Below are 22,900 nucleotides of genomic sequence, written 5' to 3' on the forward strand. Positions count from 1 at the left end.
TTATAGTTACTTAAATCTTGAGAGTACAAAAACGTACTATTATAAGCGTACGCTTTTAAATTGGTTTTATAGTTACTTAAATCTTGAGAGTACAAAAACAAACTGCTATAGTTGTTCTCATATGGGGGCGTTTTATAGTTACTTAAATCTTGAGAGTACAAAAACATATTATATCGTGATATAATCATATTGTCAGTTTTATAGTTACTTAAATCTTGAGAGTACAAAAACAAAGTTCGTATTTTGATGTGTTATCTGTTAGTTTTATAGTTACTTAAATCTTGAGAGTACAAAAACGTAGTATACAGGAATATAAAACTATTTCAAGTTTTATAGTTACTTAAATCTTGAGAGTACAAAAACATAGATTAGCAACTTTCTTTTCAATCTCTTGTTTTATAGTTACTTAAATCTTGAGAGTACAAAAACATAAAGACTTACCAGTACCACCGCCACCAGGTTTTATAGTTACTTAAATCTTGAGAGTACAAAAACCTCAAATAAAAAATTCGGATTTTTATCTCTCATGTTCATTATATAATTCCTAACTCAATTGTCAATCATCTTCATGAATAAACATTTGTAAAACAGAATTTCTTATATAAGAAACTTCTTTTAAATCATAATCATATAGTTGATGGAGTACTTTTAATATCGTTTGATCTTTAATCGATAAACTTATCTCCCTCGACTCCTTATCAAACAAATAATAAACAATTCTTTCTAAACTAGAACAAAATTCCTCCATAGTTGGAACAGTATTTAACGGATAAGATTGTATAAATCGATGATAAAGAAATTCCAGTTCTGGCAAAGATTCTATTCTCTCTCCTATAATTGTTATCTCTTCCACTACTTCCCTTTCAAAAATGATTGGTTCATGGTATCCAATAAAATTAATGACGGATAGATTGTCATGATGGTCTGTTAAATTTAATAATCTTGTCTTAATGATTTTCAATTCTTTTCTAGAAATAGAATTTCCTAAATTCCGTAGTACTAATAAATAATGATCCGTACTATCTGTTAAGATTTTTTCTAAAATACTAATCAATAGATTTAACTTACATGAATTGTTCAATAAATCCACTGAAATATTTTTATTCATCTGATGAAATTTTGATTGTAAATGAGCCTTGATAATAGTTTCTTTTATAAATTCTATGGCATCCGTTTCGTATTCTATAGAATCTTCTTCAATTTGGATTGCAACATTAATATTACAAATCATTTCATGTAAAATATCATTCATTTTTTCAATTTGAATTGCTAAATCCACTTGATTCATAATTTGACAAATATAATTAAATGCTAGAGTTCCCTTTTTAAGACTTAATTGTTCAGCAATATCAGACATTGTTTCAATACTAACTACTCTATATTTTTTGCGGCTTACAATATGATTGTCGATTACAATAGTTGGTTCATTAAAATCAAATATCGCTAAATCATCTTCCGAATATTTCTTCCCATCAAAATACCAATTAATTAATTGAAAAATATAAAATTTTAATTCTTGATTTCCACCGACAATTTGAGCAAAATGATTCAATTCAAATTCAACAAATTCTCGAGACGGATGTGTCACTTTCATTTTCATATAATCACCAATTTCTTATTCCCAACAATTGTTTCTTGTCTTGTTTGATGACCAATTAATAAAACCATATCTTCATATTGTTTTTCAGTTACTGCTAAGAGGCGAATATTCCCATCTTCAATTGGACATTTTTGTAATTTTTTATAAAATTTTGAAGCAAAACTTCGATTAGGACACGTACGAACATAAACAGAAAATTGTAACATTTCAAATCCATTTTCGATTAAAGTTTTTCGAAATAATCGATATAATCTTTTTTCTTTTAGTGTTTCCATTGGTAAATCAAAAAAGCAAAATAATCTCACTGCATCATACCTCATCTATTTTCTCCCATTCTAAACTAGAAACAATTGGATAATTCATTCTTTTAATCATTTTTGTATCCATATTTTTCATAAATGCTTGAACAAATTTATCCATTGCTCCAACAACTGTACAATATTCTTTTCCAAACTTTACTTTTGCATTCATTAAATTAATTAATGACAATCGATGTGAAAACTTCAAATAATCTTCATCTTGCAGGTTTTCATAGACCCATCTATCCACTAATTGACGAAAAGGTTCCATTAAATCATCTGCTAAATTAAATTGATTATATTCATTTCTATGAAAAATCCCCATAATTGGATTCAAACCATATCCCATAATTAACCTTGCCATTTGTGCCCGAATAATTGTATAACCATAATTTAATCCAGCATTAATGACATCTGTTTCCGTTTGTGTTTGTCGAGTAAATTTCATACCAAATAACTCATTAAAATAAACTTTTGCTGCATGTCCTTCTCGATTCGTTTTGTCTCCTATTTCAATTTCATCCATGTAGCTTGAAATTAATCGAATAGTATCTTCCGATTTTTCTGTAATAATTAACAAATCTAATTGATTCGCTAATTTCATTTCGATAACCATTTGCCACAACTTACTTTTACGGTAATCACTCCAGCTCAATTGTTTCATTTGTTTCTTATAAGATTTAAAATGCCCATTATAAGCAGTATAAATCCCTGTTGGAATATGATTTTGATCACATACTACTAAGGCAATGTTATATTTACTTAATGCACTTAATAATCTTAAAGTCACAATAGTATCTCCACCTTCTGCAACTATCATAGAAATATCGCTTAACGGAATGGTTATATTTGTACCCTGTTTCTTTACAAGTAAGTTATCTAACTTCAACCGTATTTGTTCACTATCAGAAATATGCACAGCTCTCCACGTCATGTCCCTCACTCCTTTATATACGAAAAGACCCCAGTCAAAAGACTGGGGTCTCGATTTCGGCATGAAGCCTTATTTTTGTAGCTTCAGCAAGATTTAAGTAACTATGTAAGGCGTCCCTTACAATTGTTATTCTACACCTTGCTTCATAAAATTGCAACCCCTTACTTTGCATTAAAATGTCAATTTAGGTTCGTCGCCTTCTTTTTTGATGATGAATCTATTTCCTAGAACATCTGTTTCGATTTTGTAAATAGAGGTATTTGAAATTCCAATATTTTTAATAAATCTACCAGTAGATGCAACTGCTCCAAATTTTACAGTTATTTCTTTAGAATCAAATGTCTTTTTATCAAATGGTTTAAATTCTACATAATTTAAATCCGATCCCGTTCTAGAATTGAATCTAAAGTATTGTTGTTCCCCTGTTTCAGTATCTTTCACCAATATCACATTGTTTTTATATAATGAGAATTTAAATTCTGATTTTGAAGAAATTCCTTCTCTTTCTTTTATCTCTAAATATTTCTCCCATGTAATTCCATAGTCTCCACCTTTTTGATAACACAAATCAGAATATTTCAATCCCATGATTTCATATTTTAATGTTTCAGGATTAAAATAAACATCTCCTCTCCAAGGTTTTAGTGATTGTAAAATAACTTTTCTTGTACTATTTTCTGGAGTAATATCGATATACTTTCCAACTGCCTTATCTAAGTATTTTAATACTCGAATAATTGGTCCATTTCCTTTTTTACTATACTTTCTTACATAGCCATGTTCATCGTAATATTTCTTAAATGGGCTTACTTTTACTTCTTTTCCACTATCGTTCATTTCTTTATTAGGATAAGTTTCCAAAATCACTTCAATAATTTCTTTAAATGTACGTGGATCATGTTGAGCCATTAAAAATTTATTTGGATCTTTTTCATAAATTTTAAGAAAATCCTCGTACCCTTCAATAGTATAAATATCTCTTGTTTTTGAAACCGTCATTTCTTTATCATCTTGTTTTCTAGTAGAGTAAATTGTCGCATTCGAAACAGCTCGATTTACCTTAGAATCTTGTTGATAAGAAAATAGAATTGACTCTTCTAATTCTTTTGATTGTAAGGTTTTCTTGAAGTCAACATATGGTGTTTGATACACTAATTCTTTATATTCACTATCTGGAATAATTTCTCCAGTTTCTACATCTAAAAGTTCTGTTTCATTATAACGAATGAAAACATTATTCGATTTTTTCCACAAACGTAATTGACTTGAAGCTGCTATAATTAATGCATCTACAGCATGATGATGATAAGTATCCCTTGTTTTATCAATCTTCCAATTTCTTCTTAATTGAGCTGTAAACTGTCCTCTTACAACTGTAACTTTTGTACCACTATTTTGTTGTTTAAAGAAATCTTGTAATGCATTCAAAACAACCCTAGACGCATAACGAGTATCCACTAAATTACGAGCAATAAATTTTGAACGAACTTCATACTTATTAATGTCTTCTTCGAATAATAGATACTCTTTCTTTTTATTACTAAAATTTTTATTTCCTACTACATATTTTTTAAAATCTGTCCAATTCCATGAATTAGTCAATGTTGGAATTGCTTGATAAGGTGTTCTTTGTCCTTTATCTTGATTTGCTGTACTTTCCACTAAGACTTTATTTTCTAAACCATCATCAAATGTTAAAGATAATGGTAATATATGATCAATTTCATACTGTCCCTCATTATGGATTAATTTTGAAATTGGAATCATTCGTCCTGAATACGCACAACGTTTTTCTTGTTGGTACCATAATCTAATTTTCAAAGCTAAATCTTTATGTCCATGGAAGACAGTAGCAGGTAATTCTTTAGATTGATTATATTCCAAAGCAGCTGCTGTCATTGCTGCACTTTTATCATTTAAATTTTTCTTTTGACGATTTTGAATTTGTTTTCTTTCTTCCTCTTCATTTTTCTCTCTTGCCATTTCAACCACAACAGTATCAGGCATTCCATATTTATGCAAAATATAATTTACAGCTTTAACAGTTTGTCTAACTGCTTTTCCAGCTACCGGATTATAAATTTCATCAGTAATAGCTTTTCCATCAATATATACAGTTTTAGGAGAATCTTTTCTAACTTTTTGTTTTCCTAATCGTGTTAATATAGTCATTTGTTCTTCTGAAGTTGCATATAATTCAGGAATTAATTCATTCAATAATTTTAATGAAAAACTATGCCACCCTTGATTAAATATGAAGTGACCCCAAAAAGTTAGACTTTTTTGAGACGACTTAAGTCGTCTCTTTTTGATTAATAAAACAAAATGTATGAATAACCCCCTAGGGGGTTCGCGCCAAAATTTTTGGCGCGTTTTTTCTTGGAAATATTATTAAACTTTCAATTAGATTTACTAGTTAAGCAATACGAGCAGAGTTTGAATGAGTTATTCTGTAATTTACAGGACTTAGTCCATCCAGTTTAATTTTTATACGTTTGTTGTTGTAATAATCAATATAATCGATAATAGCTTTCTCTAATTCCTCAAGAGACTTAAATTCTTTTTCAAATCCATAAAACATTTCTGATTTCAAAATACCAAAGAAAGATTCCATCATACCATTATCTGCACTGTTCCCCTTACGTGACATAGACGGCTTTATATCTTTACTTTCTAAAAATCGATGATAAGAATCATGCTGGTATTGCCAACCTTGGTCACTGTGGAGAATAGTATTTTTGTATTTTTCATCTGTAAATGCCTCGTTTAACATTGCCTTTAGTTGATGTAAGTTAGGTGAACGAGAAAGATTGAACGCAATAATTTCACTGTTAAATCCATCTAAGACTGGTGATAAATATAGTTTCTGTTCACTACTTGGAATGGCAAACTCCGTTACATCTGTGTAACATTTTTCCATTGGTTTAGATCCTTCAAAATCACGTTGAATCAGATTATCTGATTTCTTTCCAACATCTCCTTGGTATGAATAATATTTGCGTTTACGACGAATACGGGCAATTAAACCAAGTGCTTTCATTAAGCGTTGTACCTTCTTATGATTCACTTTAAAGCCACGATTTCTTAATTCTAAATGAATTCTACGGTAACCATAGTTTTCCTTATGTTCTGTAAAAATATCTTGTATTTCATCTTTAAGCTGTTGATCCTTATCCGGTTGGTTCATTTGTTTTAAATGGTAATAGTACGTTGAACGAGCTAAATTAATTACTTTAAGAAGAATATCCAATGGAAATTCATTGATTAATTCTTGAACAATTTCAGTTTTTCTTCTTTCTCTTTTTCCTCCTTCAATCGTAGTTCCCTCAACTTTTTTAGAACAGCAATTTCCGCCTTTAAGTATAGATTTTCTAATTCAAGATGTTCTAATTCTGTCATTTCTTCTAATTTTTTCTTTGGCTTACGTCCCATTGAATTTGGTCTCCCTCTTGTTTTCTCAACAATAGTATACCCATTTTTCTTATATTGTGCTAGCCAATTTGAAAGTAGGGAACGATTAGGAAGTGCATAATCAATAGCCACACTTGTTTGTGAACGACCTTCTAAAAGAACTTTATTCATTATTTCCTGCTTTAGTTTTGGTGAATAGTAACGATTTTTTTCTTTTTTAACAATTTCTATTCCATATTGATCAATCAATCGAACTAAGTATTTAATATTAGAATCGGCAATATCGTATTTCTTTGAAAGATTCTTTAAACTTTCACCTTGTTTTCTTAGTTGATAAATTTCTATTTTATCTTCATAAGTTAATTTCATTAAAAAACACCCCAAAAGTTAGATTTTTCATGTCTAACTTTTGGGGTGCAGTACAATACTGAGGAGTTTTTCTTTCTAAATAAAATCAATTCATCCGTTTGTTCTTGAGAAAACACTTCAGGCAAGTAATGTTGTAGAGCTTCTTGAATTCCTTCCTTATCTGTGTTCAATGTTAAGATTCTTCCAAGAATATCTAATTGTTCTCTAGTTAGAGAATCCATAATAATGGTTTCTAATTGACACATTTTTCGATAAATTTCAAATGTGTGCATCTCTGGTTTATTATTTTTATCGATTCGGAATCCTCTAATTTCATCTACTTTACAATCAATCATTTTAGCAATTTTAGTTAAGATCTTACTTGCACCAACTGCTGTAGAATTTTTTACAAATTCAATGATTTCTTCTTTTTGCTCTGTACTTAATTTTTTTGTTTCAGTTGGTACTGTTAAATTATTTAAATCATTCAATAAATTAAATTCTTGTGCACTATGCGAAGCTTTTGCTGCTCGATATTCTTCTGGATAAAACGTACATTTCCCTATTAAAATACTAAAAATATTATCTAATGTTTCACCATTTGTTCTAAAGCGACCGTAATCCGTTCTAGATTTTTCATTACCTGGACCTTCATAGTATTTACGTTTTCTAGTTAAAATTTCTAAATAGTCTTCTATAAATTCGTCAGTAATTTCAGAATAGTAATGTTGTTGATTTTTTAAGATTCTCTCTGCTTCTTTTTTGTATTCTGAAGTTGAAAACACATTTATGATTCTTCTCTCATTACCTTCTTCGTCCTTAACGGAGAAATCTCCACGAAGTTGACCATATCGTTCTAAACGTTCTAATTGAATTTCTCCTGGTGTTTTCTCTTTCAATTGTTTCAAGTTGAAATCAATTGCTTTTTTATAAGCTGAACCACTATTTACTCCAGTACCTTCTTCATCAATGGCATCATCTAAGTAACTAATTCCTCTATGTTTCACCATATTTCTTAATGCAATGAATAATTCTGTTAAAGATACTTTTTCTCTTAATGCTCGAACACGTATTTCATATGGATTTAAATTAATTGGTATATTTTTAAAATCAAGATCTATTTCATAAGTCTCAAATAATTTCTTAGTACTTTTAATTCTTACTTTTCTTCTTCTAGGTAATCGTCTTCCTCCACGATTTTTTCTTCTTTCACCATTATTTGCAGGGTCTCCTGAAGAAAATAGTAAAGAACTCGCATGAATCACTTTCCCTGTTTCTTTTTCGATTAGTCCAATACCAACTGAACCAATCCCAATATCCAATCCTAAAATATAATTTACCATAGTAAACCTCCTTTAACACTCAGATTTTATACGCTTTCATTTTACTATTAGTTTTTGTAGCTTTCAATAGAATTTAGGAGAAATTCCATGTTTTGTATATTTTGCGAAATTTGACCAACAAAAAACAGTAAACCTATTTTGATTTACTGTTTCTCAAATCGTTATATTCGTTAAACAAACTGCGATTTTTAGCTATCTTGTTATTATTTTTCCCTACTTAAATACCAAAACGAAACATACACAATCATTGCAATGAGAATATTATGGGGCAGACCTAATTACATTTGATTGAAAACAAAATGATATATCGTAAAAACTAACGCAATCACAATATTACTTTTAATGATTTTTTCAGACCAAACTGTTCTTTTCCAATCAATATAATGAATAAATGACCTAATAATATCATTATAATTGAAACTATTATAAGAAACTCTGTTGACCTTAACAAAAACGTGTTCCCTAAAAAGAGTAGAATAAATCCGTAAAACCATTTTTTATTGTGTACCATAATACTTATCTCCTTTACAATTTATATTGTAAGTCTAGTATGTCACCTGTTTTTATGTGATTTCATTTTCGATTGGCTACAAATTATAGCCAACTCACTAAAAAAGGAATACAACTCTCCAACAGTAAGATTCATGACAAAACACACTGTCATCCTCTCCTACATCGAAAAGTCATATTCCTATTTTTCTTACGCTTCAATTACTCGAACACTCTCATCTAGCTTCGCCCAGTGGTTTGTTGGGCCGTGTCCATTTCCTACATAGATTGGTTGAGCAATCGCTCCTTGTATAAATTTACGAGCTGTAATAATGCTCTCTTTCAAAGGTTGTCCTTTTGCTAATTCAGCAGTAATACAAGCGGAGAATGTGTCTCCTGTTCCATGGGTAGAAGCTGTTTGAATTCGTTTAGCTTCTGTCCAAAATGCTGTTCCGTCTTCTAATAAGATGAAGTCTTTTACAATATCTAGTGCTCCATGTCCGCCTTTAATAATGACAGTTTTTACGCCAAGATTTTGTAATACATCAGCTGCTTGCATCATATCTTTTTCTGTTAAGATTTTCTTGCCAATTAATTCTTCCGCTTCTGGTAAATTTGGTGTACATACTGTGGCAATTGGTAATAATTCTTTTTTAATCGTTTCAATCGCTTCTGGTTGTAATAATGGATGTCCGCCTTTAGCAATCATTACAGGATCCACAATTAATGGACCAAAATTTACTTTTTTATAATTTTCTACTACAGTACGAACGACTCGGCTATCTGCTAACATTCCTGTTTTTGCTGCACGAATATGAAAATCACTTGCTAATGATTGAAATTGTGCATCAATGAATGCACTAGGTACTTCATGAACTGCTTGTACTCCTAAAGTATTTTGCGCTGTTAAAGCTACAAAAATACTCATTCCAAAAACTTCTCGAGCTTGAAATGTTTTTAAATCCGCTTGAGCTCCTGCTCCGCCTCCTGAATCTGATCCAGCAATAGTCACTACTTGAATGGTTTCATTACTCATTTGCTTCCCCTCCTAAAATTTCCGTTACTTTTTTTCTTAGACAGTAACATTTTTCTTTGATATCTTTAGCTTTCATAATCTCACTGACAATAGCAACACCTGCAATCCCTGTCCCTTTTAAAGGTTCCATATTGTCTTCTTTAATACCACCAATGGCTACGATTGGAATCGATACTGTTGTGGCAATTTCCCGAAGAGTAGCAATAGATGTTGGTTGAGTAATCACCTTTGTCGTAGTTGGATAAATAGCTCCTACTCCTAAATAATCCGCTCCATGTTGTTCTGCTTCTAATGCGCGTTCAACTGTTTTAGCTGTAACTCCTAGAATTTTGTCTTTACCAATGAGTTTTCGTACCACTTCAACAGGCAGTTCATCTGCTCCAATATGCACTCCACTAGCATCCACTGCTAAACAAACATCCACTCGATCATCAATCATAAGAGGAATGTGATACTTGTCTGTTATAGTCTTAACTTTTTTTGCTAATTCAAAATATTCTCTTGTAGTACATTCTTTTTCTCTTAATTGCACAAGAGTCACACCAGACCTACAAGCTTCTTCTACTTTTTTCAAGAAGTCTTCCTCTTTCCAATCATAACGAGCCGTTACTAAATAAAGGGATAATGTTTTATCTAAGTTCTTCATTTGTCCAATCCTCCATTTTTAACATTTCTTGCCAATTTTCTTCGTATAGTTTGGATAATTGATTACAAGTTTCGATACGAAAACTTTCCATTCCTTTCTGGAGTACCCCGCTCGCTTTTTCTCCACATACATTAAAATAAGTAATCGCTCCAATCGTCGCTTCTAGTGGTTTAATTCCACTTCCTAAACCACCTGTAATTAAAGCTCCCACTACATCTCCTGTACCGGTGAATAATTCTAAAGAATTCACTCCATTTTTTAGGCAAAAACAGTTTGAATCAGTAACGACTAAGTCTTGTTCACCTGTTGCTAGAAAAACTGTTTGAGGGTAAGTTTGAGCTAACTTTCTTAATGCGTAAGCCAATTCTTTTAATTCCATCAAACTTTGGTCTTCCTTAGCACTATCGACACCTTTGGCACTACTTTTTAGTCCAGCTAATCGTCTCATTTCTGAAATATTTCCCTTTACAACGGTAACACCAATGTCTAATAAACTTTGTACTAAAGTAAGACGATTGGATAGCCCTACTATTCCAACAGCATCTACGACAATTTGTTTTTGATAAGTATTCGCAAGTTTTGCGGCTTTTATAATGCAAGCTTCTTTTTGTTCTGTTAAATGTCCTATATTTAGCAATACGGCGGATGAAACTTGAATAACCGATTCAATTTCTCGTTCATCTTCTGCCATAATTGGTTTTGCCCCTACATATAATAATACATTTGCCACTAATTCCTTTGTAATCCCATTCGTGATGCAATGAATCAGAGGACGTTGTAAAGGAAATACTTTTTCTAAAACTTTTCGCATAATGGACATTCCTTAGTTGGCGCAAATAATTTTTGAATACGTTGGATAGTTGATACGTTTTTTAATTTTGCCCAAACTAACCAAGCAATCGTTGAACCAATCATCGCTCCCCCACAAAAACGTGGTGTATAAACAAACCAGAATAAACCAGTTGTTGTTCCAGTAAACCAAACCATTACAGGATAAGATAATAAAGAACCAATTAATCCTGTTCCAATAAATTCACCAATCATCGCTCCATAGATTTTCTTAGTCATTCTTGCTCCAATCCCAGCTAATAACGCTCCAAATACTGCACCTGTTAATGCTAAAGGTGGAATTGCTAATAAAGTCATACGTAGAATCGCTGTTAAAAATGCCATAGCTACTCCGTATACTGGTCCCATTAACATTGCTGCAATGACATTAATCGTACTAGACATTGGTGCCATTCCTTCAATACGCATTAATGGGGATAACACCACATCTAACGCTACCATCATTGCTAAAAACATCAATTTTTTATTTCTATTCATTTTTCTAACCTTCCTAGCCTTCTAATTTCCACATTTCGTGTGTATATGCCATTTCCCAAAATAGGTACTCAAATTGGCAACTACGATAAAATGCCTCTATCATTTCTTTTTTTGTTTGTTCTGTTGCTTCTTCATACAATCGTTCGATAATACCACATTCATATTGAACGGCTTCTTTACTATCTTCACCCGCATACGTCATAATCCATCGTTGATACATTTCATGAGGGGAACCTTGTTTCATTAATTGTTCCCCAATGGCTTGATATAACCACGGACAAGGTAACATTCCTGCACAAGCTACAACAACATTTTTTTCTGTTAATTGTCGATACAAATGCGATACATAATGATAAGCAGTTGGAGCAATCGGTGTATTTTTGATTTCTTCTTCATCGATTCCCAATTCTTTAAAAAATTCTTCTCGAATTAATTGTTCTCCTTGTGCTAAATGTTCAGAATTGCGTCTCATCAATTCTTTGACTTCTGCATCATCAGATGCATCAGAAATGATTTGATATAATTTACTAAAATGTTCTAAATAATAACGATCTTGTAATAAATAATAACGAAATATCGAATCACCTAATGTCCCATCTTGTAAACCAGTTACAAATGGATGCTCAAAACTTCCTTGCCAATAACGTTTAGAAACTTCCATGGCTTTTTCTGTAAATGTCATTTTCCTACCTCCATAACCATCCAATACTATTTCCTACTACAAATAATAAAATCATCCATCTCAAAGCTTTACCATCATTTTTCCAAATAATCGATGGTATTCGTTTTCCTTTTTCATCAAATCCATGGCTAATCATCGCTTGTTCATATTGCTCTTGTAAGTGATAAGCTGTAAAAATGACCTTAATATAATACAAGCTTGACCAAAAATATAAAGGACGGCCTCTTAATTGACTCGCTTCCTTCATTTGCACAACTTCTCTTCGAATATATGGAAAAGCATGAATAATCACTAATAAACCATAGACAAAATGAGGAGGAAGACCTTTTTGCTCCAAGACTAATAATAATTCTTCCAAATCCACACTAAAGGCTAATAGAAATCCTAATAAAGCAAATGCAAATGTTCTTGTAAACATCACTGAAGCTAACTCTAGATGAATTCCTTGAACACGGATTGACCAATAACTCCCAATCGCTGGAAATAATGGAACAATGATGGTCGCACCAATAACGCCCCACTGCTTTTTCCAAAGAAGATACAAGAATCCAACCACTAATACAAAAATATTTAAGACATTCGAAGGAACAAACGATAATTCAATCGTCACTATAATTAGAAAAAGAGAAAACGCTAAACTTTTAGACTGTTTTTCCATCTTGAATTCCCCCTTTTTTCAATGTCTGTTCAGTAATTTGAATATGATGCTGACTCACACCTTCTAGAGGGGCTAATCGATGAGAAACGACTAATAATTGTTGTTCATGTGTTTGTTGATTCCACTTCATCCATTCTCCCATCAATTGGCAACTTTTTTTATCTAAGCCAGTAAAAGGTTCATCCAATAATAAAAATGGAATCTCCAAACTTAGCATACAGATTAGCTGAATCAGCTTTTGTTCTCCACCACTTAAATACATCAAACTTGTATCCAATTTTGAACCTAATGGAGTTTCTGTGAGTATTCGTTCTTGCCATTCTTGAGTATGAACAAATCTCTTCATTCCAAAATTTAATTCATCCTTTGGCATTAAAGTAACAAATTGATGCATCGCTTCTTGAACAGTCAGCGTTAACCATTTGGAACGATTTCTCTTTGTGATTTTTTGCCCTTCATACAAAAAATTACCCTTTACTTTGGACAATTGAACCATCGCTCTGAGTAAAGTTGATTTTCCAACACCATTATCTCCCGTTAACGTCGTAATCCCTTTTTCTAAAGAAAACTGTGGAATCGACCATAAACCTTCTTTTATAACATTTTGAAAGGTAAAAAACTTCTCTGTAGAAGCTCCGACTTGTTCTAATGGAATCATTGAATGATTCGACAAGGTACTAATCGGAACCGTCTGCAAACTCCCTTCATGAATATGTAATACACGACTAACATATTCGCTGTAACCATTTGTATCATGATCACTGACAATAACTAATTTTCCTTTTTTAGAAAGCTCAAATAATAATTTCATTAAGGAACGTCTACTATTCTCGTCAACACTAGCAAATGGCTCATCTAATAATAAAATTGGTACATCCATTGCTAATAAAACTGCAATCGTAGAACGTTGTTGCTCCCCTCCAGATAATTGAACAAAAGGTCGATCTAATAAATGTTGGGTTACTGTATCCATCGTAACGTGATGAATTCGATCTTGAATTTCTTCAAAATCATACCCTAAGTTTTCAAGAGTAAACGTTAATTCGCTCCGTAAATTTTTCATCGTAAATTGACGATAAGCTTTTTGGAATACAGTTCCGGCAATTGTTGCTCTTTGAACAGGTGTCATGGAAGAAATATCTTTTCCTAACAAGGAACATTGACCTTCAAAAACCATCGGTTTAATGCCTGATAAAAATTGAAACAGAGTTGATTTTCCACTCCCCGTATCTCCTGTTAATAAAATGAATTCGCCCATTTCTATTTGGCAATGAAGTTGATGAAGAATGTTAGTTTTCCCTTGCCAAACACTGACACCTTCTAAAGTGATTCCATTCATTGATTAATTTCCTCTTGTAGCTTTTACTTTTTCTAATAAGTTCATTACAATTTTTACAAATACTACACCAAAAACAAAAACAGAAATAAAACGAACAACAATTAATGCCACTAAAAATCCTAAAGAATAAGCGCCATATCCTAATTTAAAATACTCATAAAGAAAGCTAAAGACAACTGTACCAATCGCACCTAATGTAAGTGAAAAAGTATCATATCGCTTATAACCCGTTGCAAAAAATCCAACTTCTGTTCCTAAACCTTGTACAAATCCAGAAACTAAGACACCAACTCCAAAATGAGAACCCATTAACATTTCAGCTAAAGCAGCTAACATTTCTCCAAGAGTCGAACTTCCCTTTTTCTTCAACAGTACCCCAATCATTGGAGCAGCCATCGTCCATAATCCAAATAAAATTTCATTCGCAAAAGGTTGATACCCTCCAGGCGTTAATGCCACTTCCAATGCGACATACAAAAATCCTGCTCCCATAAATACGCCCCCAAAAAGAAACGCTAATAATGCCATTAAAATGACATCCTTCAAACTCCATTTTTCCATAAAAAAACTCCCTTCGTTTTCAAAACAAAAGGAGGCTCATTCACTAACATAATGAACATAAGCAATGGAAACTAAATCTTTGACTTCCGACATCAAAACAGCCTAAAAACACTATCTTTTATATCGAGCAAACAAATCATTAGAAAACATTACTATTGTAACATTCCACATTTTCCTTCGCTGGTACTATCCAGATCAGGTTCAATGGGTATAATCTCAGCCAATTGGCACCCCAAATGTTTTGGTTTTATTAAATTTTCTTTTATCATATCATATTTGAAATCAATTTCAACTTATCTGCTTAAAAAACATTTACGCTTCAGACGTAAGTAAACGCTATCAAATTTAGGGTTGATTTTTTTCCTAATGAGTGCTACTATAGTGACATAGAAATCTGAGATGTGCGCGGTATTTACTATGTGTTGACCGAACAATTAATGACTATTTAGGGATTCAGGTTGTTGTTATGGATAACAAGCCATTGCACTTGGAAGTTAAGAAGTAACTCATAGAAGCCCACCTGCTTAGAATGCGGGTTCAAAACTATCAAATACATCAAACGGCATCACCGGAAATCTATCAATAAAGTTTTTACTTTGGACCACTCTTTCGAGTGGTTTTTTCTTTATGAAACCCCTTTAAAAACTATTTCAGAGTGGTATAATAAAGATATAAAGATGAAGGAGTGATTGTTATGTTCCATGAATATTCAAAAATTTTAGTTCCGGTAGATGGATCTAATGAAGCTAGATTAGCTTTTGAAAAAGCAATTGAGGTCGCTAAAAGAAATCGTGCTCAAGTTTTAATTGCTCATATTATTGATACACGAGTCCTTCAAACTCCTACTGGTTTCGAAGGAAATTTTAATGAAGAAATTCAAAGACAAACAGAAAATTTATTCCAAGAATATCGTCAGTATGCCCAAGAACATGATTTTAATGATATCGATTTTGTTTTAGAATATGGTTCACCAAAAGTTTATATTTCTAAAAATATTCCAAAAGATTATCAAATTGATTTAATTATGATGGGTGCTACAGGACTAAACGCAGTCGAACGACTATTTATCGGTTCTGTATCAGAATATGTCATCAGAAACGCCAGTTGCGACGTCTTAGTAGTTCGCACCGACCTAGAAAACCAACGTCAATAAAAGTATAAAAATAAAAAACAGGAAAGACTCTCCTATTAACAAGGAACTTCCCTGTTTTAATTTTTATGCAATATAGTTTTCAACGCAACTTACATGAGTGACACTTAAAAAGTATAGAAAAAGAGAACAAAAAAGACTTCTCGTAATAGCTCGCGTAATCGAGACCTTAGGCTCGATTTTTAGCCATGAGATTCGCTTCGCGAAGCTGCTGGCGTCCAAGCTATTACAATTGTAAGTCTTTTTTGTTCTCTTTTTCTATTACTCTCCATTAACGGTTTTTTGAATCCAACTGGATTGTCACTGGTCCGTCATTTAGTAACTCTACTTTCATATCCGCACCAAACTGACCCGTCTCAACAGGAATCCCAGTATCTCTTAACAAACCATTAAACTGCTCAAACATCTCAAGCGCAACATCCCCAGGAGCCGCCTTTGAAAACGAAGGACGATTCCCCTTCCTCGTATCCGCATATAAAGTAAACTGCGAAACCGATAAAATCTCACCGCCAATATCCTGAATACTACGATTCAACTTACCCTCTTCATCTTCAAAAATTCGCATCTGAACAATCTTACGAACAAGATATTCCATATCTTCTTTTGCATCATCATGCGTTACACCCACTAATAAAAGAAAACCACGTTGAATCTTTCCAATGACTTTCTTCTCAACTGTAACACTCGCATGAGAAACACGCTGTAAAACAACTCTCATAACTCTTCCCTCTTTCTCGCATCCGATTATGAAATCACACGACGAACACTATAAACATCAGGAATTTGATTAATCTTCTTCACAATAAACTCTAATTGCTCCGTATTATGAATCCCAATATTAACCGTAATCGTAGCCATCTTATTAGAATTCACTTTCCCATTCACAGAATTTAAAGATTTCGTAATACTATTGATAACATTTAATACCCTCATTCAATAAACCATTACGATTGTATCCTTCAACGACTAATTCCGTATCATATTGTTGCTTAGAATTTCCTGTATCTTCCCATTCTACATCAATTAAACGAGTTTGTTGATCTTGTTGAACTTTAACATTCGGACAATCTTTACGATGGACAGAAATACCACGCCCCTTTGTAATATATCCAACTATTTCATCCCCAGGAACCGGATTACAACAACGACTTAAACGAATTAATAAATTATTAACGCCTTCAATAATAACACCATTTTCATGTTTAATACTCATTTTTTGAGTATCTTTCCGTTGAATTTTCTCAGACATTTGTTCAAATGCTTCTTCTTGCATTTTTTGTTTTTCAATTTCTCGACGTGCTTTATCCGTTAATCGATTCGCAACTGTTTGAACAGAAACTTCTCCAAATCCAATTCCAGCAAATAAATCATCTTCATTCGCAAAATTAAATCGGCTCAAAATTTCTTTTAATTGTGTCTTCGTTAAAAATTCTTTTGGAGAAAATTCTAAATCAACAATTTGTTTTTCTAATAAATCACGTCCACGAAGAATACTTTCTTCACGATTTTGTAATTTAAAGAATCGACGAATTTTATTTTTTGCACGAGTCGTAAAGACTAAATTAATCCAGTCTCTTGAAGGACCAAATGAATTCGCAGAAGTTAATACTTCTACAATGTCTCCTGTTTTTAACTGATAATTTAATGGTACAATTTTATTATTAACTTTTGCACCGACCGTTTTATTTCCAACTTCGGTATGAATATTGTAAGCAAAATCTAATGGTCCAGAACCTAATGGTAATTCAGAAACATCTCCTTTTGGAGTAAAAACATACACTTTATCTCCAAAAATATCTTCCTTCACACTATTCATAAAGTCATTCGCATCTTTTGAATCATCTTGCAATTCAATTAAATCTTTAAACCAATCTAATTGTTTTTGAAGTGGATCATTGGATACTTTTTGAGTATTTCCTTCTTTATACGCCCAGTGAGCTGCAACCCCGTATTCTGCAACAGCATGCATTTCAAATGTACGAATTTGAATTTCTACCGGTTTACCTTCTGGTCCAATAACAGTTGTATGAATCGATTGATACATATTTGCCTTTGGCATTGCAATATAATCTTTAAAACGACGCGGCATTGGTTTCCATTTCGTATGAATTGCCCCTACAACTGCATAACAATCACGAATACTATTGACTAAAACACGAATCGCTAATAAATCATAGATTTCATTAAACTCTTTCTTTTTATCTTTCATTTTACGATAAATCGAATAAATGTGTTTTGGTCTACCATAAATTTCAGCTTCGATTTCTAATTCTTGTGTAGCTTCTTCAATATTTACCACGGTTTCATGAATATATGCTTCACGTTCATCTCGTTTTGAATCCATTAATTGAACAATACGATAATATTGTTGTGGGTTTAAATATCTTAATGAAGTATCTTCTAATTCCCACTTAATTTTATTCATCCCTAGTCGATGGGCTAAAGGTGCATAAATCTCCAATGTTTCATTGGCAATCATGCGTTGTTTTTCTGGTTTATGGAATTTTAAGGTTCTTAAATTATGTAAACGGTCAGCTAGTTTTACCATAATAACCCTTAAATCGTTCGCCATTGCTAATAACATTTTACGATGATTTTCTGCTTGTTGTTCTTCATGAGATTTATATTTAATTTTCCCTAGTTTTGTAACACCATCTACTAAAAATGCAACATCTTTGCCAAAAACATAATCAATGTCATCGATGGTAAATCCTGTATCTTCTACAACATCATGCAAAAATCCTGTTGCAATTGTATCTGGATCTAATCGCAATTCTGCTAAAATTCCAGCTACTTGAATTGGGTGAACAATATATGCTTCGCCAGATTTTCTTACTTGATCTTTATGGGCATAAGTTGCATATTCAATGGCTTTTTCTATGAACTGAATACTTTTTTCATTCATATATTCACGACAAAGTGAAACAACATCTTCAGCCGTATAATTTTTATTTTTTGACATATACGTTTTTCCCCTTAATTCATTACAGTAACCGTATAAAAATGATTTTTGTTACTGTTTTCTTAACTTTAGTTAATACATATCCTATCTCTTTCTTTGCCTTCCGTCAACTATTTCTAAACTTTTAAAAGCTCGAAATGATAAGATAATGTAGCTAGTGCATACATGGGTGCTGTTTCAGCTCTTAAAATTCTTGGACCTAAGGCACAAGAATGTACTTCCTGGCTATTTAAGTACTCAATTTCTTGAACATCAAATCCACCTTCCGGACCAAAATAAAAGGCAATTGAATCTCCTTTTTTTAATGAAGTCAATGTTTGAACGAATACTGCTGCTTCCCCTTGTTTAGCAACTTCTTCAAAAGCGACTAATGCTTTTGTCGATTGCTTCGCTAAGTCGACACTTTCTTTTAATGTCATCAAGTCTAATACTTTCGGAACATGTAGTCGGTGAGATTGTTCTGCTGCTTCTTGAGCAATTTTTTGTAATCTTTCAATTTTCTTTTGCGATTTATCTTTTGTCCATTTGACCATATTCCGTTTCATTTCTACGGGAACAATTGTATGAACCCCTAGTTCTGTTGCTTTTTGAACAATCGTCTCTAATTTATCTCCTTTAGAAAGTCCTACAAAAATCGTAACTTCAATCGGTAATTCCACCTGTTGTTCTTTATGCTCTTCAATGGTTAACTCGAATGGGGATAGTTGTGTCATTTTTGCAATATATAATTGTTCTTGTTCATCTACAATTTCACAACGTTCCTCAATATTCATACGCATCACTTTTACCATATGATGCTCTTGCTCTTTTAGAACGGAAATCTTTTCTCCAATTGATTGAATGACTTGATTAATAAAATAACGTTGCATCCTTTTTCACCTAGTCTTTCGCTTTTGTCATGACAAATGTATTCCATTCACCCATTGTTAATTGTTGTTTCAAAGTAAAGCCTACATTTTCATAAGCAGAACGTACTTCCTCTGCTTTTGATTGAATAATTCCTGATAAAATTAAAACACCATTCTCTTTTAAATTATGATAAGCATCCGTAGGCATCATTAATAAAATTTCTGCTAAAATATTTGCCACGATGATATCAGAAGGTTGATGAATTCCTTGTAATAAATTATTTTCATACACAGCAATTTCTCCAACTTCTGGATTTAATGAGATATTTTCTTTTGAAACTCTTGTTGCCATTTCATCAATATCAAAAGCTGTAACCGTACTTGCTCCTAATAATTTTGCAGCAATACTTAATACACCTGAACCTGTTCCAACATCTAATACACTCTCTCCACCACGAATATATTGTTCTAAAGCTGCTAGCGATAATTGAGTCGTTGGATGTGTACCTGTTCCGAATGCTAAACCTGGATCTAATCGAATGAAGCGTTCATCTTCTTGCTGTTTTTGATACTCTAACCAACTTGGTACTACTGTTAAATATCTAGTTACACGAACTGGGAAATAATATTTTTTCCAAGCTTCTGCCCAATCTGCTTCTCCTATTGTTTGTAAAGTAACAATTCCTTTTCCAATAGTTAATCCGAAAGATTTTAGTTCCTGAACTCTATTGGTAACTGTTTCCGTCATTTCGTCATTCCATTGATTTGGTTGGAAATAAGCTTTGACAAATACTTCATCTGTTTCATATAAAGACTTTCTTTCTACTGAAAGCCATTCTAATTGTTCTTGATTTAATTGATCATAATCGAGAGGATCTTCAATCGAAACTCCTTTAGCTCCAATTTCCATAAAAATTTCACTGACTGCCTCTACACTTTCTGTATGAGTTACTACTGTAACTTCTAACCAATCCATTTATTAACTCTCCTTTTACATATATCATTGTTCACAAGACATTATAGCAAAGAAAATAAAAATTACCTAAAAATTTAATGGAACATATTTGTAATTTTCCCGATTTTTTAGTATGATATTGAAGATAGAAAAACAAAAGATTTTTCACTGCTTGCAAAAGACAATTATGCATCGAGTAGCAAGCATACTTGACTGTACTATAGAATGAATGATTGATATTAAGGAGTAATGAAACCATGGAAAGACATTTATCAACAAAAGATATTTTAAACAAACAATTTAAACGCTCATTTAGAGGCTTTGACATTGAAGAAGTTGACGCATTTTTAGATCAAATTATTCGTGATTATGATGCTTTTCAAAAAGAAATTAGCTATTTACAAAGTGAAAATGAACGTTTATTAAATAAAGTAGATGAATTATCCAAACAAACAAGTGTACCAAAAGGTACTCGTTCTGCAAGCATCCCTTCTGCTGGAGTGACAAACTTTGATATTTTAAAACGTTTAGCAAATTTAGAAAAACATGTCTTTGATGAAAAATTAGAAGAAGACGATGATGATTTAGATAAAACTCGTGTTATTACCCCAATCAAAGATTAAAAATTCTTGTAAACTTTGAGTAATCGCGGTAGTAATTTTACTACTGAGGAAAGTCCATGCTCGCACAGACTGAGATGTCTGTAGTGTTCGTGCTTAGCGAAACAATAAGCTAAGGCAACAACTTGTTGACGGCAGAAAAAATGGCTAAGGATTTCTATGCCAAAGTATTCTTGAAAGTGCCACAGTGACGAAGCATTTCTGGAAACAGAAATGGTGGAACGCGGTAAACCCCTCGAGCGAGCAACCCAAACATATGGTAGGGGCACTCTTTATTAGGAAATGAACGAAAAAAGAGGCACATTTGTGTAGACAGATGATTACTGAAATCAATTAGAACCTGATAATTGATGGAACAGAACATGGCTTATAGAAGTTTGCATTCAGGTTATTTACCGGGGTCTCCCGGTATTTTTTTTGAAAAACAAAAACTTTCATAGAAAGGAAATCATTATGACAACTTATAAATTAGTCGCCACTGCTGCAGCTGGCATAGAAGCACTTGTTGGAAAAGAATTACGAACTCTTGGTTATGAGTGCCAAGTAGAAAATGGAAAAGCTTATTTTTCTGGAGGCGATTATGATATTGCAAAAACAAATATTTATTTACGTACTGCAGATCGTATTAAAATTGTTTTTGGTCAATTTACCGCTAAAACATTTGATTCATTATTTGAACAAACAAAAGCACTCCCTTGGGAACAAATTTTACCAGTTGATGCAGAATTTCCCGTATCAGGAAAATCAGTTAAATCCACTTTACATAGTGTTCCAAACTGCCAATCTATCGTAAAAAAAGCAATTGTGAATCGTTTAAGTGCAGCTTACGCTCGTAGAACACATTTACCAGAAACTGGAGCACTCTATCCTATCGAAGTTTCTATCCTAAAAGATGTCGTAACTTTAACTATTGACACTAGTGGAACAAGTTTATTTAAACGTGGCTACCGTACTGAAAAAGGTGGCGCTCCATTAAAAGAAAATATGGCGGCTGCTCTTGTTATGTTAACAAATTGGTTCCCAGATAAACCATTTTATGACCCATGTTGCGGTTCTGGTACAATTCCAATCGAAGCTGCTTTAATTGGATTAAATATTGCTCCTGGATTAAATCGCTCATTTGCAGCTGAAAAATGGACATTCTTTGATCCAAAAGCATTTGAGACTGTTCGTCAAGAAGCAAGAAAAGAAATTCGTACTGATATAACATTAGATATTCTTGGAGCTGATATTGATGGTTCTATGATTGAGATTGCAAAACAAAATGCGATTAAAGCCGGTGTTAGTGAGCATATTGAATTTAAACAAATGCAATTGAAAGACTTCCGTACGAAGAAAGAACATGGTGTGTTAGTCGCTAATCCACCATATGGTGATCGTTTATTATCAGAAGAACAAGCTCAAAATATTTACCGTCAAATGGGACAAACGTATGAACCATTAGAAACGTGGAGTAAGTATATTTTAACAAGTGATTTAAGTTTTGAAGAGCATTATGGAAAACAAGCCACTAAAAAACGTAAACTATACAATGGTGCAATTCGTACCGACTACTTCCAATTCTGGGGTGTACGTAAACGTAAACCTGCGTCTGAATAAATAAAAAAGAAAACTTTTCTATGTAGAAAGGACGCCATGAGCTTCGCAAAGCAAATCTCATGGCTAAAATTTGAGCCTAGGTCTCAAATTTCCC

Annotated in this window: 18 protein-coding genes, 2 other RNA genes, 3 pseudogenes, 1 CRISPR repeat array and 1 riboswitch (1 of these 25 cut by a window edge); of the genes and pseudogenes, 5 read left to right on the forward strand and 18 right to left on the reverse strand. The window is 32.6% G+C overall.

What is annotated here, in order from left to right; genetic code table 11:
• Nucleotides 1-495: a CRISPR direct-repeat array (repeat unit 36 nt; unit sequence GTTTTATAGTTACTTAAATCTTGAGAGTACAAAAAC); it begins 1,059 nt to the left of the window's first position.
• Between the two features lie 61 nt (nt 496-556).
• The 14 genes and pseudogenes from csn2-St to LK443_RS08345 all read right to left on the reverse strand — a co-directional run bounded on the left by csn2-St (nt 557) and on the right by LK443_RS08345 (nt 14,672).
• On the reverse strand, nt 557-1,600 hold the full coding sequence (gene csn2-St, locus LK443_RS08280; RefSeq protein WP_227931449.1) for a CRISPR-associated protein Csn2-St: 1,044 nt from the start codon (nt 1,598-1,600) through the stop codon (nt 557-559).
• Nucleotides 1,597-1,920, reverse strand: a complete 324-nt coding sequence (gene cas2 / locus LK443_RS08285) for a CRISPR-associated endonuclease Cas2 (RefSeq protein WP_227931450.1) — start codon at nt 1,918-1,920, stop codon at nt 1,597-1,599. The genes csn2-St and cas2 overlap by 4 nt, the downstream gene beginning before the upstream one ends.
• Nucleotides 1,910-2,833, reverse strand: a complete 924-nt coding sequence (gene cas1, locus LK443_RS08290) for a type II CRISPR-associated endonuclease Cas1 (RefSeq protein WP_227931451.1) — start codon at nt 2,831-2,833, stop codon at nt 1,910-1,912. Before cas1 ends, cas2 begins: the two co-directional genes overlap by 11 nt.
• Nucleotides 2,834-3,004: 171 nt before the next feature.
• Nucleotides 3,005-5,089: pseudogene (cas9, locus tag LK443_RS08295) on the reverse strand (type II CRISPR RNA-guided endonuclease Cas9); the annotation flags it as partial.
• 160 nt (nt 5,090-5,249) lie between these two features.
• Nucleotides 5,250-6,613, reverse strand: a protein-coding gene (locus LK443_RS08300) for an IS3 family transposase (protein WP_227931110.1) whose coding sequence is annotated in 2 segments (ribosomal slippage) — nt 5,250-6,172 and nt 6,172-6,613 — 1,365 coding nt in all. Because the reading frame shifts where the segments join, the coding sequence is not laid out codon by codon here.
• Nucleotides 6,614-6,669: 56 nt separating this feature from the next.
• Nucleotides 6,670-7,935, reverse strand: a pseudogene (cas9, locus tag LK443_RS08305) (type II CRISPR RNA-guided endonuclease Cas9); the annotation flags it as partial.
• Between the two features lie 700 nt (nt 7,936-8,635).
• Nucleotides 8,636-9,460 carry a bifunctional hydroxymethylpyrimidine kinase/phosphomethylpyrimidine kinase gene (gene thiD, locus LK443_RS08310; protein WP_227931452.1) on the reverse strand — a complete coding sequence of 275 codons (825 nt, stop codon included), beginning with the start codon at nt 9,458-9,460 and terminating at the stop codon, nt 8,636-8,638.
• Nucleotides 9,453-10,106, reverse strand: a complete 654-nt coding sequence (thiE, locus tag LK443_RS08315; protein ID WP_227931453.1) for a thiamine phosphate synthase — start codon at nt 10,104-10,106, stop codon at nt 9,453-9,455. The genes thiD and thiE overlap by 8 nt, the downstream gene beginning before the upstream one ends.
• Nucleotides 10,090-10,917: a hydroxyethylthiazole kinase gene (locus LK443_RS08320; RefSeq protein ID WP_227931454.1), complete on the reverse strand. Its 828-nt coding sequence runs from the start codon at nt 10,915-10,917 to the stop codon at nt 10,090-10,092. The genes thiE and LK443_RS08320 overlap by 17 nt, the downstream gene beginning before the upstream one ends.
• Entirely contained in the window at nt 10,902-11,432 is a 531-nt protein-coding gene (thiW, locus tag LK443_RS08325) for an energy coupling factor transporter S component ThiW (protein ID WP_227931455.1), read from the reverse strand. The genes LK443_RS08320 and thiW overlap by 16 nt, the downstream gene beginning before the upstream one ends.
• Before the next feature lie 13 nt (nt 11,433-11,445).
• Nucleotides 11,446-12,114 carry a thiaminase II gene (tenA, locus tag LK443_RS08330; RefSeq protein ID WP_227931456.1) on the reverse strand — a complete coding sequence of 223 codons (669 nt, stop codon included), beginning with the start codon at nt 12,112-12,114 and terminating at the stop codon, nt 11,446-11,448.
• Nucleotides 12,115-12,118: 4 nt separating this feature from the next.
• Nucleotides 12,119-12,772 carry an energy-coupling factor transporter transmembrane component T gene (locus LK443_RS08335; RefSeq protein WP_227931457.1) on the reverse strand — a complete coding sequence of 218 codons (654 nt, stop codon included), beginning with the start codon at nt 12,770-12,772 and terminating at the stop codon, nt 12,119-12,121.
• A complete protein-coding gene (locus LK443_RS08340) occupies nt 12,756-14,111 on the reverse strand; it encodes an ABC transporter ATP-binding protein (protein ID WP_227931458.1) in 1,356 nt (451 codons plus the stop codon). Before LK443_RS08340 ends, LK443_RS08335 begins: the two co-directional genes overlap by 17 nt.
• 3 nt (nt 14,112-14,114) lie before the next feature.
• Nucleotides 14,115-14,672, reverse strand: coding sequence for an ECF transporter S component (locus LK443_RS08345; RefSeq protein WP_227931459.1), 558 nt, complete (start codon nt 14,670-14,672; stop codon nt 14,115-14,117).
• Nucleotides 14,673-14,827: 155 nt separating this feature from the next.
• Nucleotides 14,828-14,917, reverse strand: a riboswitch (TPP riboswitch).
• Nucleotides 14,918-15,060: 143 nt separating this feature from the next.
• Here LK443_RS08345 and ssrS point away from each other — a divergent pair.
• Both ssrS and LK443_RS08355 read left to right on the forward strand, forming a co-directional pair.
• Nucleotides 15,061-15,251, forward strand: a non-coding RNA gene (ssrS, locus tag LK443_RS08350) — 6S RNA.
• Nucleotides 15,252-15,366: 115 nt separating this feature from the next.
• Nucleotides 15,367-15,825: a universal stress protein gene (locus LK443_RS08355; protein WP_006702749.1), complete on the forward strand. Its 459-nt coding sequence runs from the start codon at nt 15,367-15,369 to the stop codon at nt 15,823-15,825.
• 268 nt (nt 15,826-16,093) lie between these two features.
• Here LK443_RS08355 and dtd read toward each other — a convergent pair whose 3' ends face one another.
• The 4 genes and pseudogenes from dtd to prmA form a co-directional block, all read right to left on the reverse strand.
• A complete protein-coding gene (dtd, locus tag LK443_RS08360) occupies nt 16,094-16,540 on the reverse strand; it encodes a D-aminoacyl-tRNA deacylase (RefSeq protein ID WP_227931460.1) in 447 nt (148 codons plus the stop codon).
• 26 nt (nt 16,541-16,566) lie between these two features.
• Nucleotides 16,567-18,784: pseudogene (locus LK443_RS08365) on the reverse strand (RelA/SpoT family protein).
• A gap of 116 nt (nt 18,785-18,900) precedes the next feature.
• Nucleotides 18,901-19,653, reverse strand: coding sequence for a 16S rRNA (uracil(1498)-N(3))-methyltransferase (locus LK443_RS08370; RefSeq protein WP_227931461.1), 753 nt, complete (start codon nt 19,651-19,653; stop codon nt 18,901-18,903).
• Between the two features lie 10 nt (nt 19,654-19,663).
• Nucleotides 19,664-20,608, reverse strand: a complete 945-nt coding sequence (gene prmA, locus LK443_RS08375) for a 50S ribosomal protein L11 methyltransferase (RefSeq protein ID WP_227931462.1) — start codon at nt 20,606-20,608, stop codon at nt 19,664-19,666.
• Between the two features lie 236 nt (nt 20,609-20,844).
• Between prmA and gpsB the strand changes: the two genes are divergently transcribed.
• The 3 genes from gpsB to LK443_RS08390 all read left to right on the forward strand — a co-directional run bounded on the left by gpsB (nt 20,845) and on the right by LK443_RS08390 (nt 22,806).
• A complete protein-coding gene (gpsB, locus tag LK443_RS08380) occupies nt 20,845-21,210 on the forward strand; it encodes a cell division regulator GpsB (protein WP_227931463.1) in 366 nt (121 codons plus the stop codon).
• A gap of 11 nt (nt 21,211-21,221) precedes the next feature.
• An RNA gene (gene rnpB / locus LK443_RS08385) (RNase P RNA component class B) lies at nt 21,222-21,582 on the forward strand.
• A 78-nt stretch (nt 21,583-21,660) separates the two neighbouring features.
• A complete protein-coding gene (locus LK443_RS08390; protein WP_227931464.1) occupies nt 21,661-22,806 on the forward strand; it encodes a THUMP domain-containing class I SAM-dependent RNA methyltransferase in 1,146 nt (381 codons plus the stop codon).
• Nucleotides 22,807-22,900 lie beyond the last annotated feature (94 nt).

Origin of the sequence: Granulicatella elegans (genome assembly GCF_020735385.1) — a bacterium.
Taxonomy (GTDB): domain Bacteria; phylum Bacillota; class Bacilli; order Lactobacillales; family Aerococcaceae; genus Granulicatella; species Granulicatella elegans_B.